This is a genomic window from Streptomyces sp. NPDC020917, from assembly GCF_044333795.1.
Classification (GTDB): Bacteria; Actinomycetota; Actinomycetes; order Streptomycetales; family Streptomycetaceae; genus Actinacidiphila.
Map to the genome: position 1 here is coordinate 339,943 of NZ_JBIRRR010000003.1, position 14,125 is coordinate 354,067.

Annotated in this window: 9 protein-coding genes; 7 read left to right on the plus strand and 2 right to left on the minus strand. The window is 68.5% G+C overall.

The window, feature by feature from the left end; all coding sequences use genetic code 11:
• The first annotated feature begins 22 nt into the window (after positions 1-22).
• The 5 genes from ACH4TG_RS08690 (at position 23) to ACH4TG_RS08710 (ending at position 7,580) form a co-directional block, all read left to right on the plus strand.
• Positions 23-1,204: a Gfo/Idh/MocA family protein gene (locus ACH4TG_RS08690; RefSeq protein WP_398241441.1), complete on the plus strand. Its 1,182-nt coding sequence runs from the start codon at positions 23-25 to the stop codon at positions 1,202-1,204.
• A complete protein-coding gene (locus tag ACH4TG_RS08695; RefSeq protein ID WP_398241442.1) occupies positions 1,204-2,217 on the plus strand; it encodes a sugar phosphate isomerase/epimerase family protein in 1,014 nt (337 codons plus the stop codon). Before ACH4TG_RS08690 ends, ACH4TG_RS08695 begins: the two co-directional genes overlap by 1 nt.
• Positions 2,218-2,229: 12 nt before the next feature.
• Positions 2,230-2,898 carry a ThuA domain-containing protein gene (locus ACH4TG_RS08700; protein WP_398241443.1) on the plus strand — a complete coding sequence of 223 codons (669 nt, stop codon included), beginning with the start codon at positions 2,230-2,232 and terminating at the stop codon, positions 2,896-2,898.
• A complete protein-coding gene (locus ACH4TG_RS08705) occupies positions 2,883-3,956 on the plus strand; it encodes a Gfo/Idh/MocA family protein (RefSeq protein ID WP_398241444.1) in 1,074 nt (357 codons plus the stop codon). Before ACH4TG_RS08700 ends, ACH4TG_RS08705 begins: the two co-directional genes overlap by 16 nt.
• Before the next feature lie 735 nt (positions 3,957-4,691).
• Positions 4,692-7,580, plus strand: coding sequence for a family 20 glycosylhydrolase (locus ACH4TG_RS08710; protein ID WP_398241445.1), 2,889 nt, complete (start codon positions 4,692-4,694; stop codon positions 7,578-7,580).
• Positions 7,581-7,678: 98 nt separating this feature from the next.
• On the opposite strand, the gene ACH4TG_RS08715 is transcribed toward ACH4TG_RS08710, so the two are convergent.
• Together ACH4TG_RS08715 and ACH4TG_RS08720 are read right to left on the minus strand one after the other, a co-directional pair.
• Positions 7,679-8,866, minus strand: a complete 1,188-nt coding sequence (locus ACH4TG_RS08715) for a methyltransferase domain-containing protein (RefSeq protein ID WP_398241446.1) — start codon at positions 8,864-8,866, stop codon at positions 7,679-7,681.
• Positions 8,867-9,211: 345 nt separating this feature from the next.
• Positions 9,212-11,569: an Ig domain-containing protein gene (locus ACH4TG_RS08720; protein WP_398241447.1), complete on the minus strand. Its 2,358-nt coding sequence runs from the start codon at positions 11,567-11,569 to the stop codon at positions 9,212-9,214.
• 622 nt (positions 11,570-12,191) lie between these two features.
• Between ACH4TG_RS08720 and ACH4TG_RS08725 the strand changes: the two genes are divergently transcribed.
• A complete protein-coding gene (locus ACH4TG_RS08725; protein ID WP_398241448.1) occupies positions 12,192-12,392 on the plus strand; it encodes a hypothetical protein in 201 nt (66 codons plus the stop codon).
• Between the two features lie 99 nt (positions 12,393-12,491).
• On the plus strand, positions 12,492-13,535 hold the full coding sequence (locus tag ACH4TG_RS08730; RefSeq protein WP_398241449.1) for an enolase C-terminal domain-like protein: 1,044 nt from the start codon (positions 12,492-12,494) through the stop codon (positions 13,533-13,535).
• The last annotated feature ends 590 nt before the right edge of the window (positions 13,536-14,125 follow it).

Here is a 14,125-nt window from a genome sequence, read left to right on the forward strand (position 1 = left end):
TTGCGCAACTTTGAGGAGGAAGATGCCGGACAGCCTTCGGATCGGTCTGGTCGGCCACGGATTCATGGGCCGGGCGCATTCGCTGGCCTGGCAGACCGTCTCCCGGGTCTTCGACCTCCCCCTCACCCCAGAACTGACTGCTATCGCGGGCCGGAACCAGGATGCGGTCGCACACGCCGCACGCACTTGGGGCTGGGCGTCGCACGAAGCGGACTGGCGCCGCCTCATCGAACGCGATGACATCGACGTCGTCGACATCACCGCTCCAGGAGCCCTGCACGCCGAGATCGCGCTGGTCGCGCTGGCCGCGGGCAAGCACGTCCTGTGCGAGAAGCCGCTGGCGAACACCCTGGCCGAAGCACGGGCGATGGCGTCGGCCGCGAAGGACGCCTCGGCCCGGGGCATCCTGTCCATGGTCGGGTTCAACTACCGGCGCACCCCGGCGCTGGCTCTGGCCCGTGATCTGGTGGCGGCGGGCCGGCTCGGTGAGATCCGGCATGTGCGGGCGACCTACTTGCAGGACTGGATCAACGATCCGGAGTTCCCACTGGTCTGGCGGCTCCGCAAAGAGGAAGCCGGTTCCGGAGCGCTCGGCGATCTCGGCGCCCACCTGGTGGACCTCGCCTACTTCCTGACCGGGCAGCGCATCAGCGGATTGAGCGCGCTGACGGAGACGTTCGTCAAAGAACGGCCACTGCCACAGGCCGCCGTCGGGCTGAGCGGCGTAGGCGGAACCGAACGCGGCGCGGTGACCGTGGACGACGCCGCGATATTCATCGCCCGGTGCGAGGGCGGAGCGGTCGCGACCTTCGAGGCCACTCGCTTCGCGCCCGGTCGTAAGAACGCCATGCGCATCGAGCTGAACGGCTCGAAAGGAAGCCTGTTCTTCGACTTCGAGGCGCTCAACGAGGTGCATGTCTACGACGCGACGGCCGACGGGGCGCGCTCGGGCTTCCAGCGCATCCTGGCGACCGAACCGCAGCACCCGTATCTGCGGGCGTGGTGGCCGCCCGGCCACGGCCTCGGCTATGACCACACGTTCGTCAACCAGGCATGTGACTTCGTCGAGGCCGTGGCGCTCGGCGTGCCGCCGAAGCCGTCGTTCGCCGACGGCCTGTATGTGCAGGCGGTGCTGGACGGTGTCGAGGCCAGCGCCGGCGAAGGGTCCGTCTGGAAGCCCCTGACTTGGGAAGAAGGAATCTGATGGCTCGTCCGGTCACCCTGTTCACCGGCCAGTGGGCCGACCTGCCGTTCGAGGAGGTGTGCCGGCTCGCCTCCGGCTGGGGCTACGACGGCTTGGAGATCGCCTGCTGGGGCGATCACTTCGAAGTGGACCGCGCCCTGGCCGAGCCGGACTACGTCCAGGGCCGCAAAGACCTCCTCGCGAGGTACGGTCTCGACGTCTACGCCATCTCGACCCATCTGGTCGGCCAGGCGGTGTGCGACGCCATCATCGACGACCGCCACCGGGGCATCCTGCCGACGCGAATCTGGGGCGACGGGGACGCCGAGGAGGTCAGGACGCGCGCCGCCGCAGAACTCGCCGACACCGCGCGAGCGGCGGCGGAACTCGGCGTCCGGACCGTCATCGGTTTCACCGGATCGCCGATCTGGCACTACCTGGCGATGTTCCCGCCGGTGTCGGCGGACGTCATCGACCGCGGATACGTCGAGTTCGCCGAGCGGTTCACCCCGATTCTCGACGTGTTCGACTCCGTCGGCGTGCGCTTCGCCCACGAGGTCCATCCCGGTGAGATCGCGTACGACTACTGGTCGACCGAGCGCGCACTGGAGGCGGTCGACCGTCGCCCGGCCTTCGGGCTGAACTTCGATCCCAGCCACTTCATGTGGCAGGACCTTGATCCCGTCGCCTTCCTGTACGACTTTCAGGACCGCGTCTATCACGTGGACTGCAAGGAGTCGGTCAAGCGCCTCGACGGCCGCAACGGCCGCCTGGGCTCGCACCTGCCGTGGGGCGACCCGCGGCGGGGCTGGGACTTCGTGTCGACAGGACACGGCGACGTGCCGTGGGAGCCGATCTTCCGGATGCTCAACTCGATCGGATACGACGGCCCGATCAGCGTCGAATGGGAGGACGCCGGGATGGACCGCCTGACCGGCGCTCCGGAAGCGCTGGCCTTCATCCGGCGGCTCACCATGATCGAGCCGCCCAAGGCGTCATTCGACGCCGCCTTCAGCCAGCACACGGAACGTTGAAAGGAACGGACCATGACGCACACCCCCGGGCAGGCGCTTGTCGTCCGCGGCGGCTGGGCCGGTCACGCGCCGGTTGAGGCCACCGAGTTGTTCATCCCGTTCCTCAAGGAGCAAGGGTATGAGGTCGTCATCTCCGACAGCCTCGACGCCTATACGGACGCGACACTCCTGGCGGACACCGATCTGATTCTCCAGTGCTGGACGATGGGCTCACTCAGCGGCGAGCAGGTGAAGGGCCTGCGAGACGCGGTCGAATCCGGCGTCGGCCTGGCCGGATGGCACGGGGGCATCGTGGACTCCTTCCGCGCCACGCCGGAGTATCTCCAACTGGTCGGCGGGCAGTTCGTGGCTCATCCAAGCGGGATCCACAAGCACACCATCGAGGTGGCGCCCGACCGCACCGAGCACGACATCGTCAAGGATCTGCCGACGACGATGGTCGTCGAGGACGAGCAGTACTGGGTACTGTCCGACCCGTACAACGACGTGCTGGCCACGACGACCCTGCCGGTCCGCGACGGCGACCCGTGGACGACACCGATCACCGTCCCTGCGATGTGGACCCGGACGTGGGGCCTGGGCCGCGTCTTCGTCTGCACTCCCGGCCACCACCTGCCCACGCTGGAAGTACCCGAGATCCGCACCGTCATCGAAAGGGGACTGCTGTGGGCGAGCCGATGAGAGTGGGGGTGGTCGGTGCCGGGAACATCAGTCACCAGTACTTCCGCACCCTGAGCACCCTGTCCTCGACGGAAGTCGTCGCGGTGAGCGACCGCGACCTGTCACGCGCCGTGGCCGCGGTGGAAACGGTGCCGGGCGCGAGAGCGATTCCGCTGGACGAACTGCTGGCCGCCGACGACATCGACCTCGTGCTGAACCTGACGACACCCGAAGCGCATGCGGACGTCGCCCTGGCGGCGCTCGCTTCGGGTAAACACGTCTACGGGGAGAAGCCGCTCGCCGCACGCCCAGCCGAGGGGGCGGCGGTGGTCGAGGCTGCGGAGAAGGCCGGGTTGCGCGTGGGGTGCGCGCCGGACACGGTACTCGGCACCGGCATCCAGACCGCCCGCAAGATCGTCGAGGACGGGATGATCGGCGCGCCGACGTCGGCGACCGCGGTGATGGCGTGCTTCGGCCACGAGCGGTGGCACCCGGACCCCGAGTTCTACTACCGGCCCGGCGGCGGACCCCTGCTTGATATGGGGCCGTACTATCTGTCGGCGCTCGTTCACTTGCTGGGACCGGTGAAGTCGGTCACGGGCGTCGGAAGCCGCCCCCGGCCGACCCGGACCATAGCGAACGGCCCGCGCGCCGGCACCACGTTCCAGACCGACGTCGACACACACATCACCGGCCTCCTCGAACACGAGAACGGCGCACTCACCAGCTTGATCATGAGCTTCGACATGGCGGCCACGCGGTCGTCGAACATCGAGGTCCATGGCACCGCGGGATCGCTGATCGTCCCGGACCCCAACAAGTTCGACGGCGAGTGCACCCTGCGGCGTCCCGGGGAGGCTGACTGGTCGGCTGTGCCGCCATCCGCCGGCTTCGCCGAGGCAGGGCGAGGGAGCGGTCTGGCGGAGATGGCCCAGGCCATCGCCGAAGGACGACCGCATCGAGCGTCCGCGGACCTGGCGTACCACGTTCTCGACTGCGCGTACACACTGCTGGAGTCGGCAGCCCAGCGGACGACGCTCGACGTCAAAAGCCGGTGCGAGGTGCCGCCGCTGGTGTGAAGTTGCCGTTCGTCGTCGTGGCGGGCTGCGCCGGTTCGTGGCGGCCCGCTGGACGATGCCTGGTCAGGGTTGATGGCGACTGGCGAGGTGTCAGGTTGTGTCCGTGGAAGTGGTCCAGCGGGTAGGACCTGTTCCCGGGGGTTTTGCTCCGGCGTTCGGGTTGGCGCTGGTGAGCTCCTGGCAGCGGGCAAGCAGTTGCCCGGCCAGGCGGGCGACGATCTCTGTCCGACCGTCGAGGAATGCCGCCGCAGGCGCGGCGGATCCGCGAGGCCACGAAGCGGGAGTACATCCGTCTGCGCCCGGTCCGCCGTACGCCGGTGTCACCGGCACGGCCTGGCCGGGCTGTGCGGTCATCAGTGCCGGTGTGCTGCCGCGACACGCACGCGGACGCCCGGCCGTCCTTGAGGAATCCGGTGTCGTCGGAGATCAATGCCATCGGATGGATTGTCCGTCAGCAGCCCTCGGAGGTAGATCCTGCCCCCGCCGGCGCTGGTCAGTGCGGCGAACGACTCGAACCCCTCCAACTCATCCCGCACTGACGTGAGTTCCTCCAGGGTCACACTCCCTCAACGCGACACCGAACCCCCTAGGGACGCGCACCACCACGACCAACCCGCCAAGCACTCCTACGGCATTGATCGGATCTTTGCGTGTCCGAACTCTGGTGTCTCCAGTGATGCGCGGATAAGGTTCTGACGCTCACAACTGGTCTAAACCACCTGTCGGAGTCATCCCATGCGCGCAAGACGTGTACGGCATCTGGTGTCGGTACTTGCTGCCGCCGCCTGTCTGGTCATCGGAATTGCGGCCCCGGCCGACGCTACCGCCGCCCCGCAGGAAGGGCCGGATGCCGCACCGGCCGTGGTCCCACCACTGCAGCACTGGTCTGCCGGAGACGGCAGTTTCGTCCTCGCCAAGAACTCTCGCATCGTCGTGGACAGTCGCCAGTCGCCGGCCCTGCTGGCCGACGCCCGTACGTTCGCCGACGACCTGGAATCCGCCGGAGCCGCGCCCCTCCGGATCGTCACCGGTGGGGCCCCTGGCCCGGGCGACGTCTTCCTCACGGCGGACGGTGACGGCACGGGTGAAGGCTTCCGGCTCGAGGCCACCACGCAGTCGATCATCATCGCCGGAACCGGACCGGCCGGGACGTTCTACGGCGAGCAGGCCCTCGAGCAGATCCTGAAGGCAGCCCCCGACCACGCCTCGGTCCCGGCTGGCAGCACCGAGGACGCACCGGCCCAGCGGGAGCGGGGGCTGATGATCGACACGGCGCGCTCCTACTGGTCCGTCGCCTCCATCAAGCAGTTGATCCGGCAGCTCGGGTGGATGCGCCTCAACACGCTGCACTGGCACATCACCGACTCGGAGTTCTTCCGGCTCGATCTGCCCGGCTACCCGGGGCTCGCCGCGGACAAGTCGTACTCGCCGGCCGACGTACGCGCGGTCCAGGACTTCGCTGCCCGCTACCACGTCACGGTGGTGCCGGAGTTCGATATTCCCGGCCATGCCACGGCGTTGACGGCCTATCGGCCGGGCCTGCGCTGGGACTGCGCGTCGATGAACTCGATCATCAGCCCCGGGCGGATCGACCCCGGGTTCACCGTCGACATCACCAAGCCCGCGAACGTCGCCTGGCTCGACGGCCTGGTTGAGCAGGTTACGGCGCTGTTCGACTCACCGGTCATCCACCTCGGGGGCGACGAGACACCGAACGCCGACTTGCAGCAGCAATGTCCGCAGCTGGTCGACTACGCCGCCGCGCACGGGTACAGCAAGACCGAGGACGTCTTCCTCGCCTACGAGAACCACCTTGACGACCTGCTCGCCCGGCACGGCAAGCGCATGCAGATCTGGGGCTGGTGGCCGCAGGCGGGCGGCAGTGGGTCCGTGACGGTCAACAAGGACATCCGCGTCCAAGCCTGGCTCGGGGACGAGGCCACCTTCCTCGCCCAGGGTTACGACGTGGTGGTCAGCAACGAGCACTCCCGCCTGTACGTCGTCCCCAAGTACGCCCCGGGCACGGCCAACGGCAACTACATCCCCGACGACAACGCCCTCTACAGCACCTACCAGGTGCCCGCGTCGGACCACGTCCTCGGCCTGGAGATGGCCGAATGGGGCGACAACGCCTTCACCATGCCCGAGGCTTATCCGCTCTCCTATCTGCGCCGTCCCCTTCAGGTCCTCGCCTCCACCGCGTGGGGCAGCCCCCGGATGGACAGCTACCTCGACTACGAGGTGCTCGCCGACGACGTCGGCAACGCGCCCGGTGTCCCCGACGTCGTGGACCCGGCCGCACGGCCGGTCGAGGGCGTGCCGTACGGGTCGGCAGACGCCGCGAGCGCGTTCGACGGTGACGCGTCGACGGCACCCACCGCGACTGTTGCGGGCGCCGCCGTCGGTCTCGACCTCGGTGCGGGCGGGGCGAGGCGGCTGGCCGGTGTCCGGCTGCTTCCACGCAGCAACTCCAGCGCGGATTTGGCCTCTGTGGTCGGGGGAACCGTGCAGGGCTGCACGGACGGGCCGGACACCGGCTGCCGCACCCTGGCGACCGTCCAGTGGACACCGACCCACGACTGGCTGACCCTGCCGGTCGACGACTCCGGCAGCTACCGCTGGGTCCGCTTCGTCGGTGCCCCGTCTGCGAAACCTGCGGTCGCGGAAGTGCAGTTCCTGAGCACATCGGCGGACGTCACGCTCACCGTCCAGGCCCCGGCCACGCTCGCCACGGGCCGTAGCAACACCGTGCGGGTATTGGTCACCAACCCGACCCCGCACGCCCTGGCGCAGCTGCACATCGGCCTCACGGCGCATCACCTCCTGGACAACACGGCTCCGGGTGAGGCCCCCGCCCCGCAGTCCACCACGGTGCCGCCGCACCAGAGCCGTACAGTGGAATTCACACTCCGGCCTCGTCACGACACCTCGCCCGGCAACTACCGGCTCATGGCCACGGCCGACTTCCGCTCCGCAGGCACCACGCAGGCGACGAGCCGCCGGATCAGCGCCACCTCCCGCACTGCCGTGGCACTCCACGACCTCGCCGAGGCCTTCGACAACATCGCCGTGACCAACGACAGCAACCCCCAGCCGGGTGACATCGACGGCGCGAAGTCCAGCTTCTCCGCCGAAGGCCTCGCCGCAGCCGGTGTCACATCGGACGGCACGCTGAACGCCGGAGGACTGACGTTCACCCTGCCCGCCCCCCTCGCCGGCACCGAGGACAACGCCCTCGCCCACGGCCAGGTCATCCCCCTGTCCGGTCACGCAACCCGTGTGGGGCTACTGGCCACCGCGACGTACGCGCCGGCCGCCGGGCTGAACGGCACCGTCACCGTCACCTACGACGACGGAACGACGACCGTCGCCCCGGTCACCGTCCCCGACTGGGCGAGCGGCACCATCCCGCAGGGCACGCTGGTCGCGGCCGACGGGGGCGAGGTCAACGGATCCGGCCGGGCGCAGAGCACCCGCTCCGCGAAGCTCTACGTGGTCGGCGTCGACGTCGACCCGGGCAAACGGCTCGCCTCGATCACCCTGCCGGCGGGGCCCCGCTACATGGGGGCGAAGACTCCGGCCGTCCACGTCTTCGCCATCGCCACAGACCAGCACGACAGCTGAACCCGGCAGGTCCGCCCGCGCCACGGTGCCGGCGCGGGCGGACCTGCAGGCGACGCATGGAACCTCCCACGCGGACCAAGCCACCAGTGACGCACTGCTCAGGCAGCCGGAACGGGCTGTTGGGGGGTGTCGAGCCATGCTGTCTCAGCGTGGGGAGTGACCGTCAAACCGAACCGGGTGATGCCGGGCTGCCCAGCGGTGGCCCACCAGTCGTGGACGGCCTCGACCTCGTCCCACAAGCGGCGTGGGCCGCCCTGGTAGACGGTGGATGTCTGCCGGTCGTCGTGCAGAACTGCGGCAGCCCAGGAGCGGTCCGAGATCCCGTACAGCCAGTAAGCGACATCTGGGCCGCGCCGGTCGCTCACGCTGACGCAGTCGCGGCCCACGAGCAGGCCGGCGACGAAGGAGAACGCAGGATCCGTGAGGTCGGCCGCGGGAAGGCTGGTGGTGGCGATGTGGTCGGCCCCCGCGACGACGTCGCCGCCAGGCACGTACTCGGCGTGCGCGGCTCTGGCCAACCGGTGGGAGCGGGCCTTCATGAACTCCACCGGCCTGATGAAGCGGCCCTCTGCTTGGTTGTGGTCGTCGGCAACGGTGAGCCGTACAACGGCGTCGGCGTTGGAGAAATGCGTCCCCCACGGCGTCACCACGACTCCCCGCGCCGCAGCCTGCCGCACCCACGCGTAGGGGATGGAACGCACCGCCATGGTCGCCACCACCCTGTCGAACGGCACCCCCTGCGGATGCCCGAGCAGGCCGTCGCCCACCACCAGTTCCGGGAACAGGCCGGCCTGGTGGAGCGCGGCCGCCGCGGCGGCCGCAACGGCAGGGTCCACTTCGATGCTGGTGACCTGTTGCCCGCCCAGGCGGCGTGTGAGCAGGCCGGCGCTCCACCCGGACCCCGTGCCGATCTCCAGTACCCGCATCCCGTCACGCACGTCCAGGGCGTGCAGCATCGCTGCGACGACCGAGGGCGCGGATGCCGACGAGGTGGGCACCCTGCCAGGTGCCGTGCCGTCGTGGCGACCGTCGTCCCATTGCGTGGTGACCGGAATGTTGGCGTCGGCGTAGCCGAACCAGGCGTCAGGGTCGTTTGCCCGGTCGCTGGCCGTGGTGTTCCTGGAATTCATGTCGTACGGCCACATCACCTGCGGCAGGAACCGCGCGCGGTCGAGGCCCTCGAACACCTGCGTCCACGGCGGCACCAGCACGCCGGAAGCCGCCAGCGATCGCACCAGTTGCGCCCAGCCTGGCCGCACCGCCTCCTCGCGACCGGCCAGGTTCACCTTCGGTGGGTACCGTCTCCAGGCGGCGTGTCACCATCCGGGGAGGGCGGCTCTTGCGGGGGCGTCCACGGCGTCCCAGGATGACCGTCGCCGTCGTCCCCACCGTGCACCGCGCATGTCGCGAACTCCTGCGCCGGCATGCCTACTTCCTTCCCACCGAGAGTGGACCTTTCCGGACACTACGGTACGCAAAGGTGGGGCAGACAGACAGGCGACGACCAGCCACTGCCCAGCGAGCCCTTGCGCTTCCGTGCTTGGCCGCCTGCCCCCACCGACGCCGATCCTCACGCGCAAGCGACTCGGCTCCACCGACTTCCGCTTCACGCACATGAGCAGTGCCTGCGGTCAACTTGCCTGCGACGGTGCGATGTTCATGTGGTAGGAGGCCGCCGCGTCCGGGACACCGTCGGTGTTGCGGGCGGTGACAGTGAACGTGGCAGTGCCCTTCCTCGTGGGCACGCCCGTGATGCCGCCGGTGTCCTTGTTGAGGGTGAGTCCGGCCGGCAACCCGCCGGACGTGATCTCGTACCGAATGGTCTGCGGTGTGCTTGACGTCACCTTGAACGCGTACAGCTCACCCACGACGCCATCGGTCGGCTCGGGTGTGGTGATGCCGGGCTCCGGCGCGTTCACCGCCTGTGCCGCGCCGACCGGACTGCCCTTCGCGTCCAGTTCCTGCAGCGTCCATTGCTTGCCCGCGGTCACTTCGGCCAGGTGCCAGTACTTGCTCTGGTCGGTCATGAGCTGCCGCTGTGCGGGCGTGAAGGCACCGGATGCGAGGGCCGAGTCCCAGATCTTGATCGCGCCGAGGACTGCCGCGGTGTTGGATCCTGAGGACAGGCTGCTCGCGCTCGTCTGGAACCAGCCGAACCTCGCGTCCAGGGATGCGGCCAGCGCCATGTTCTTCTCGATGTCGAGCGTCCGCGTGTTCCCACCGATCGGGAGCGAACCGCCCATGAGCGGAAGGTAGTTGTCCCGATAGAATGCGCAGTGGCTGGTGACCGTCTCGTAGTTGGAGTCCGACCAGCCGATGCCGCCCCAGCTGATGCGCGACTGGGCGCACCAGCTGTTGGACGACGGGTTGGATGCCTCGTTGATGAGGCCTTCCTGGGACGTCAGTTGCCGGCGGAAGCCGTTGACGAGGTGGGCGAAGCCCTGGCCGCTCCAGCCGCTCCAGCCTGCCTCCTCCAGCCCGTCGAACGAGATGTTCTTGATGCCGGTGGTGTTGCACGCCGTGGCCAGACGGGTGGCGATCTCGTCGAGGATCGGCAGGTCGGCTCGTGCCCCGCCGTACTGGTTCTCGGTGATACGGGTGGCGTCGGTCCCCACGGGATACGCCGCCGCGGCGGACTTCCATTGCGCACGGCTGACGCCGGTGAACTGCCACTCCCCCGCGCTCACCTGGCTCACCGCCTTGAAGGTGAGAAACTCGTCGCCCAGGCGCAGCCGGTGGCCGATGATGTAGCCGCCTCCGCCCGAGTCGCCGTCGGCGTACAGGGTCGTGTCGGTCGCGGCGAGGGGGCGGGTCAGCTTCACCGTGCGGCCGTGCGTGAGCCGCTTGTCGGCCGGAGCCGGAACGATGTACGGGTCGTTGGAGTCGATGAAGGGGGGCAGCGTGTGCACGCCGACCCGCACTCCACTCGCCGCAGCGGTCGCCACCATCTGGGCCGCCGCGGCGTCCGACCCACCGAACGCGCTGTTGAACTGGTAGTGCCCGTGCGACTTCCAGGGCCCGTCCGCATTGAGGGCGTAGACGTTCTTGATCCCCGCCTGCCGGGCGAACTCGACAGCCTGTGCCAGGTTCCCGGAGCTCAGGTCGGACAGCGTCAGGAACGGCTGCCGGGTCGCCTCGGCCACCTTCTGCCACTGCCCGTCGATGGTCGGATACAGCAGATGCTGCTCCTGTGCGACCTGGCTGAGAACGGTGAACACGAGGTCCGGTGCGCTGCCGAACACGGCCAGCTTCGACCCGACGATCTTCCCTTCGGGTCCCGGCAGCGGGCCGGTGGGGATCTGGCCGTCCCTGATGCGCACGGTGCTGTAGTCGTAGGTGTAGGCCCGCAGCATGCTGCCCCAGGATGTCTTCGCCGCGGCGCTCCAGTCGGTCTGGAGTCCGGTCATCGGCCGGGGGACGATATCCGCGCCGAACCCGAACGCGCCGAACTCCAACGGCCAGGCGCCGACCGTCTTGTCATTGAGTGGGTGCATGCCGAACACGAAGCGGCTGTCACCGACCACGCCGACATCCTCGCCCACCGTCTCGGCAGTCGTCGCCAGCGGCCCCCACAGCAGCGTCTGCACCTCGACACCCGGTGCTGCGTCCAGCCTGACAACCTCAAGCGTCGTGTACGTCGCATACGTGGCGATCCTCACCCGGACCGTCACCCTGTCGCTGCTGAACACGAGCGTCCGCGGGTCTCGACGGGAACCCCGCACCCGGGAAGGGGTTTCCTGCTGCCCGTCCGCCAGCACGACCGACACCAGGGGCGTCGTGCGGTCCGACGACACGTAGTCGGTACCGTTGCGCAGGTCCACAAGGCTGACCACACGGCCCGCCGAGTCGAGGTCTATCGCCAGGAACCCCGCCTTGATCCGCCACGACTTCGGTTCGTCCACCGCGGATGCCGGCTCAGCCAGCGCAGGGACCCCGATCGCGGCGAGCGAGCTGGCACCACTGGCGATCAAGAAACTCCGCCTGTCCATGTTTCCTCCGAGTTGCTCATAGGTGTGTCAGTACGGGAAATCCCGGGCAGCGCAAAGGAAGCCGCCGCCTGGAGCAGAACTCCTTTGGCGCGGCCGGTGGCGTTGGAGCCCCGCTCTGGTTCAGTCGTCTGCTATCGGTTCCGCGGTGCCCTTTCGTCCTGGCCGGGTTCCCACCCGCGACAGCGTTGTTGCGCACCCTGACGGTCCAGCCCCTGCTGCGGTGGAGGCGACTCCCTGGATGAGGTGTCGTTGCAGATGGATGAAGACGGTGATCATCGGAGCAGTGGCTGTGAGGGGCCGGCCATGAGGAGCGAGCGAGGATGAATCCGATCAATTTCCGGGCATGGCGTGCCACCCGCTGTGATCGACGGCCACGGTGTCCGATGGTTCCGGACTGCCCTGAGCGCAGCTCCGTGAGGAGCATGCCCAGTAGGTGTCCTGGTGTCGATCGCCTTGAGCGAGACGAGTCTGGGAGGGGTCAGCCTCTCGCGTCAAGACCCTAGATGTGATTCACTAACCTCGGCGCTCATGTATAGACATGAAACATCTCCACCGTCCAGCGCGAGACGGCGGCGGGCGCGCAGCGCCTGCGGGCGGACCGCAGACCTTGAAGGAGGACGATGTGACTGGCCCTGACCTGGGCTCCGCCGCCCAGCCCGGCGGTGCCCCTGGCGCGTATCGCCCTGGTGATGAGATCGCGGGTGAGCGGATCCTGGAGCTGGCGGTGGCCGCCGAGCAGCACCAGGCCATCGCAGCGGCGATCGAGTCGGGCGACGAGGAGCGGGCCGAGTCGCTCATGGCATGGCCGAGCACATCGACATGACCATTAGCCAGTTCCACCGCGAGTTCAGCAACCGCCTCCTACCCCACCGCGACACCTCTTCCTGAGATCCGTACGTTTCCAAGGGCGTGAGAACACACCATGCGTATCACCGATGTCACCGTCGAACTCGTCGACCTGCCCGCGCAACCGTCGTTCAACTGGCGCAAGGGGCTGCCGGGTTCGGAAGGTCCGGTGACCGGCGGCATCCTGCGGGTGCACACCGATGACGGCCTGGTCGGCGAGGCGCACACCCGCCGGGGCGTCATCGTGGCCGACATCGTGAAGCGGCGGATCCGCGAGGACCTGATCGGTCGGGACGCGCTGGCGCGCGAACTTCTGTGGCACCGCCTGTGGGAGCTGGACCGCATAGAAGAGTTTCCGATCTATGCGCTGGGACTGGTCGACGTCGCGCTGTGGGACATCGCGGCGAAGGCGGCGGGCGTGCCGGCATACCGCCTGCTGGGTTCGTATCGCGAGGCACTGCCCGCCTATGCCAGCACCGTCACCTTCTCCAGCGTCGAGGAGTACCTCGACGTCGCCGACCAGTGTCTTGAAGCGGGATACCGCGCGATCAAGCTGCATGCCTGGGGTGATGCCCGCGCGGACGCGGAGCTGTGCCAGAAGTTGCGGGCCCATGTCGGTGACGCGGTGCCGTTGATGTACGACGGCTCGGCGGGCTTCGACCTGGCCGACGCGGTCTATGTCGGCCAGGCCCTCGCCGAGGCGGGCTACGCCTGGTACGAGGAACCGATGCGCGAGTTCAGCGTCACCGCCTACCAGCGCCTGGGCGAACGCGTCAGCGTCCCGCTGCTCGTGGGGGAGACCTCGGACGGCGCGCACTGGAACATGGCGGATTACATCGCGGCCGGCACGGCCGGCTATGTCAGGACGAGTGCGCAGTACAAGGGCGGCATCACCGGTGCGCTCCGGATCGCTCACCTGGCCGACAGCTTCCAGTTGCGGGCAGAGGTGCACGGATCCGGAGTCGTCAACGCCCACTTGTGCATGGCGATCCCGAACACCACCTACTACGAGTCGCTCGTCTACACCAATCCCATCGTGCGTGAAGCCGCCGTGCACCAGGACGGGATGGTGCATGCCCCCACGGCACCCGGTATCGGATTCGGCGAACCTGGGTGGTGACACGGCGCCGGGGCGGACGAGTCCCGGACCCGCCGTTCCTGCGCCAGCCTGCCCGAACCCCGGCCCGAGCACGGCACGAGTGCGGACCGCACGCGGAGCCGGCGGCCGGGGCATAGCCGACGAGTGCGCAAACCCGTGACTCACCTCAAGGCGCATTTGGGCCTCGCAACGCCTTGCCCGACAGAGCCCCCGGACGCATCGGAACCCATCACACCGCGTCGACGGACCGAGCCAAGACCAACGAGACGGCCACCTTCCGCCCGCTGAAGGAACCACTCGATCCGGTCGGCATTGTGGTCACCTTCGACGCCCTCCACAGCGTCAAGGACGAGGTGCGCGGGCTGGCGCAGGAGAAGAACACCCACTACATCGCGGTGGTCAAGGCAAACCAGCCGAGCGCAACGGGTAGACGGTCTACGCCGTCACCAGCCTCGATACTCACCAGGCCGGGCCCCGCCGGCCTGGGTGCAAAGGTGCGCGGGCACTGGGCAATCGAGAACTCCTGGCACCACACCTGCGCCTGCGCCTGCGCGAACCCTTGTCAACCATGAATGGATCTGATCTACTTCACGCCGCCTGAGCAGCATCTG